The sequence below is a fragment of the Streptococcus oralis genome, assembly GCF_001579175.1.
Lineage (GTDB): Bacteria > Bacillota > Bacilli > Lactobacillales > Streptococcaceae > Streptococcus > Streptococcus oralis_O.
In genome coordinates, this window is the sequence record NZ_KQ970760.1 from 589629 (window position 1) to 595158 (window position 5530).

The 5530-nt window shown below is 44.1% G+C and carries 2 protein-coding genes and 1 pseudogene; all 3 read left to right on the forward strand.

Features of this window, described 5'->3' with window-relative positions:
* Nucleotides 1–182, forward strand: a pseudogene (locus SORDD24_RS11745) (tellurite resistance methyltransferase TehB); the annotation flags it as partial.
* 522 nt (nucleotides 183–704) lie between these two features.
* Entirely contained in the window at nucleotides 705–5144 is a 4440-nt protein-coding gene (locus tag SORDD24_RS11175) for a sialidase domain-containing protein (RefSeq protein WP_061409105.1), read from the forward strand.
* A 242-nt stretch (nucleotides 5145–5386) separates the two neighbouring features.
* A partial coding sequence (locus SORDD24_RS11750) for a competence protein CoiA family protein (protein WP_269139594.1) occupies nucleotides 5387–5530 on the forward strand: 144 nt, incomplete at its 3' end.

Here is a 5530-nt window from a genome sequence, read left to right on the forward strand (position 1 = left end):
AGGACTATCCTTGCTCAGTCAACTTTCCTTTTACCTTTAAGGAAGGGGAGTTGGCAGATTATTATAAGGACTGGGATTTGGTCAAGTACAATGAAAATCCAGGTCATCTCCATCGTCGTGATGAAAATGGCAATCGCATCCAGCTACGCTTTGCGACCATGCTAGCTAAGAAAATCAAGTAAAGGTAATTTTACTCGCGAATAGTAATCATGAATAGCTCCTCTACGTAACTTTAATGTACGGTACAGTACGTTTGTCAGAGTTACTAGGGGAGCTTTTAATGGCTTCAAAAAAGTGAAAATGGTTATTATGAATTGGAACGATGAGACAAGGTTATACTCGATACTTTTTGGAAATCTCTTCAAACCGCGTCAGCCTTGCCTTGCAACATAACGGTTGCGTCTCATCTGGCAATCTCAAAGCAGTGCTTTGAGCAGTCTGCTGCTAGCTTCTTAGTTAGCGTCCTAGAACTAAATGAACTGATTTTGAGTGAACTTATTTCTAGGAAATTGGTTCCATGTCTGAAGACAGCAAAGGAGAAATATATTCATCAATATTAGTTAAAATTTTACTCAAAAGCTATTGCGCTTTTTTAATTTTTACAGTATAATGTAAGCGTGTTCATATAATGATTATTATGAATTGTAAGATTAGTTCAATTTTATTGTTAATAAATTAGGAAAAAACATTTTAGGAGGTCTTTTATGAGCCCACAGTCGAAACAACTTTTTCACAAACGTACACGATTTTCGATTCGAAAATTTGCCGTAGGTGTCTTTTCTGTTGCTTTGGGGTACAGCCTACTAGTGACAGCTGCTAGTCAGGTATCAGCTGATGCAAGCCAACCAACTCTACCGCAAAATGAAAACGTTATTAAGAGCGATATTCCTGAATCTCAACCGCAACCTACAGAGAACCCATCAGGGGATAACAACCTCGCTTCAAATGAAGTTCAGCCTAGTGAAGCCCCACAGCCAGTAGCAGAAGAGGGGAGCACTGCAGAGTCACCAAGTGAGGAAGTGACTACAGAAACTGGTGAAGAAAGTGAAGCATTTCCAAGACGAGATGAGATTGTTCGTAATGTTGCTGCTGAAAATGAAGTATTAACTGTAGAAGATGTCGAAACAAATTCGCAAAATAATCAGAGGGTTGATTTGAGTGAACATCTTGAAAAGGTGAAAAACTTGACCAACGCAAGTATTCACATCGAGTTCAAGCCAGAGGAAACAGCTCCGAAATTTTACAGTGTATTTTCAGCTTCAAGCAATAACCCAAAATATGTGAATGAGTATTTCACACTCGCTGTTAATAATGGAGTTGCTATCGTTGAAGGTCGTGGACGTGATGGGGCTCAATTTTATGGAAATTATAACGATGCCCTACTAAAAGTAACGCCTGGTCAATGGAATTCTGTAACCTTTACAGTCGAACGTCCAAATCCAACTCAAACACAAGGGCAAGTACGTGTTTATGTCAACGGAGTACTTTCACGTACTAGTCCAAAATCTGGTCAGTTTTTACCGGACATGCCTGATTTGACAGATATGCAAATCGGGAAAACCAAGCGTGGGAATGAACTCAAATGGGGAAGCAATCTGAAAATACGAAATCTTACTGTCTACGACAGGGTTTTAACCCCAGATGAAGTTGCAGAAAGAAGCCAACTCTTAAAGAGGAAACAACTTCAATCAGAACTCGCTCCAGGTGCAGAGTTAAGTGAAAAACAAGATGTTTTCTTAGGAGGAGAAAATAACCGAGGAAACCTTGATGGTATTAATAGTTACCGTATTCCTGTCCTCTTAAAAACAAACAAGGGAACATTGATTGCGGCTGCAGATGAACGCCGCCTCCATCCTATGGACTGGGGTGATATTTCTATGGTCGTCCGTCGTAGTGAAGATGGCGGAAAAACATGGGGAGACCGTATCACTCTCGCAAACCTTCGAGACAATCCAAATGCAGCAGATCCAAAACAAGGATCGCCTATCACTATCGATCAAGTACTTCTTCAAGATCCAAGCAATAACCGTATTTTCTCTATCTATGATATGTTCCCAGAAGGAAGAGGTATCTTCGGCATGTCTGAACACAAAGAAAGCATGTACGAGACGATTGATGGGAAAACCTATCAAATCCTCTATCGGGAAGGAGAGACGGGTCATTACACGATTCGTGAAGATGGCAACGTTTATTCTCCAACTGGCGAAAAGACTCAGTATCGCGTCGTGACCAATCCTAAACAGGAACATTATGCGGATATGGGAGACATTTATGACGGAGAGCGTCTGCTAGGAAATGTTTATTTTACAACCAAGAAAACCTCTCCTTTCCGTATCGCACGTGATAATTATCTCTGGCTTTCTTATAGTGATGATGATGGGAAGACATGGTCAGCGCCTCGAGATATCACCCACATGGTCAAGGCAGACTGGATGAAATTCTTAGGTGTTGGACCTGGTACTGGTCTGGTACTAAAAACGGGTCCACATGCAGGACGATTGATTGTTCCGACCTATTCTACAAACTTTGGAGGGCATCTCAATTCTCAATCAGCTCGTCTGATTTACTCGGATGACCATGGAGTGACATGGCAGATGGGGGAAGCAGTTAATGATAACCGACCGGTAAATGGGAAAACATTGCATTCTTCAACTATGACAGCTGCTGATGCGAGTCACCAAAATACAGAGTCAACAGCTGTGCAGCTAGACAATGGTCAGATCAAACTCTTTATGCGTGGATTATCAGGTGACCTACAAGTTGCAACTAGTTTGGATGGAGGACATTCTTGGCTTAAGACGATTGAGCGTTATCCAGATGTACATGATTCGTACGTTCAAATGGCCGCTATCTCTACACATTACGAAGGAAAAGAGTATGTCATTTTAGCAAATTCAAATGGATCCGGTCGCAATCGTTCCAACGGGACAGTGCGTCTAGCTCGTGTCAATGAAGATGGTAGCCTGACATGGCTTCATCATCGTCTCGTACAGGACGGGGCTTATGCTTATAACTCTCTCCAAGAAATCAAGCCAGGTGAGTTTGGACTTCTTTACGAACATAAAGAAGGAAAACAAAATGATTATACATTATCATTTAAAAAGTTAAACTGGAAATTCCTTACAGAAAATCCGCTTGCACCGACACAGGTGACTGCTCTTGCTACAGAGAAAGTAGATGAAGGCATTTTTGCTTTGACATTTGACAAAGAAGTATTGGTAAATGATATTCCTGTTTTGACACTTTCAAATGGAAAAACAGCTGAATTTTATACCCAAGCATCCAATAAAGTACTCTTATTTATGGCTGAAGAAAGCAATCAAAAAGTTACGATTACTGGTATCCAAGAAGGCAATATCGAGAGTATTCACGGACTTGCTCTTAATCTGAATAATGTAGCATTACCTTACGAGAATCCAGCTCAACCAGAGACACCAGCTCAACCGGAGCAGCCAACCCATCCAGCTCAACCGAGCCAGCCCGCTCAGCCAGAGAATCCAGCTCAACCGGAGCACCCGACTCAACCAGTTGAGCCAGAGCACCCAGTTCAGCCAGAGCAGCCGACTCAGCCAAGTCACCCGACTCAACCAGAGCAGCCCGCTCAGCCAGAGCATCCGACTCAGCCAGCCCAACCGATTCAACCGGAGCAACCAGTTGAACCAGAGCAACCAGATAATCCAGCGCACCCAGCTCAGCCAGCCCAACCGATTCAACCGGAGCAACCAGTTGAACCGGAGCAACCAGATAATCCAGCGCACCCAGCTCAGCCAGAAGAGCCCGCTCAACCGGAACAACCAGCGCAACCGTCACAGCCTGCACAACCGGAACAGCCGGCGCAGCCAGTTCAGCCAGAAGAGCCCGCTCAACCGGAGCACCCAGTTGAACCAGAACAACCAGCGCAACCGTCACAGCCTGCACAACCGGAACAGCCGGCGCAACCAGTTGAGCCAGCCCAACCAGAGCACCCAGCTCAACCAGTTGAACCAGCTCAGCCAGAACAACCAGAGCACCCAGTTCAGCCAGAGCATCCGACTCAACCAGAGAATCCCGCTCAACCAGAGAATCCCGCTCAACCGGAGCAACCAGTTGAGTCAGAACAACCAGAGCACCCAGCTCAACCGGAGCAGCCAGTTAAGTCAGAACAACCAGAGCACCCAGCTCAGCCAGAGAATCCAGCTCAGCCAGAGAATCCAGCTCAACCAGAGCATCCGACTCAGCCAAGTCACCCGACTCAACCAGAAGAGCCCGCTCAGCCAGAGAATCCAGCTCAACCAGAGCACCCAGCTCAACCAGTTGAACCAAGTCAACCAGAGGAACCAGTTCATCCGGCGCAACAAACTCAGCCAAGTCACCCGACTCAACCAGAGCAGCCCGCTCAGCCAGAGAATCCAGCGCAACCAGAGCACCCAGCTCAGCCAGAGAATCCAGCTCAGCCAGAGAATCCAGCTCAACCAGAGCAGCCAGCTCAACCAGTTGAACCAGCTCAACCAGAAACTCCGGCAGACCCAGTACTTCCTGAGAAACCTCAAAGTTTACCTCTTTATCGCAAACCAGGTATACTCGTTGAAGAGTTAGCGGATGGTCGTCTGATTTTTAGTGACCAAGACCAGAGTACAAGTATTAAAGTCAGCATTGCAGCTAATGGTTTAGAAGACACGACGACTGCTTTATCTGTCGAGACTTATTCTCTGGGGCAAGATAAAAAAGATTTGCGCGCCTACGAAATCCACTTTGCAGATGAAATCGGAAAAGCAATTCAAATCAAGCAACCTGCCCTCATCCATATACCTGTTGAGAAAAATGTAACAGCTGCTTATTTATTAGATGATAGGGGCGAAATCCTATCTCAGGTACCATTTGAAATGAGTGCGGATAAACGTTATGTCCTATTGCATGCTGCTCACTTCTCTATCTATGCGATTCGTCTAGGGGAATTTTCAAATTCTTCATCTAGTCCGATATTAGTTGATCAACCACATGAAGAAAACGAAAATCCAACCGAAACGACAGCAGTAAGTAACCAAGCAATGCTACCTAACACTGGAGAATCTAAGAATCCTTTCTTCCTCTTCTCTGCTGTACTGTCGTTAATAGCAGGATTGAGTATTCTTTTACATCCTCAAAAACGTAGAGGAAACAAGTAAGAACCTTGTTTTTACCAAAAAATAAGAATCCAATGGCAGAAAAATGTTTCATTTTCTGCCATTTTTTATGAGTAAAACACAATCAATCTACCCTAGTTGTGAAAAAATAAGAAGAGCTAATGATTTTTAATCTTTAAAGTTATAAAAGAAATGTCAATTATTCCTTAGGAGGAAATGACAAAAGATTAGAAGCCTCGGTTTTTTGTCTTCTTTTTCGAATAATAGAGAAAAGGAGGAAAACGATGTTTGTTGCGAGAGATGCCAAGGGAAATCTGGTGAACACACTAGAAGAGGAGCTTGCCAAGCAACCCTACACCTGTCCCGCTTGTGGAGGACAGGTTCGTCTACGGACTGGACAAAGTGTTCGAACGCATTTTGCTCATGAG

Excerpts from the sequence above, each read along its gene's own strand:
- SORDD24_RS11175 (WP_061409105.1), top strand. The coding sequence starts at position 705 with ATGAGCCCACAGTCGAAACAACTTTTTCACAAACGTACACGATTTTCG.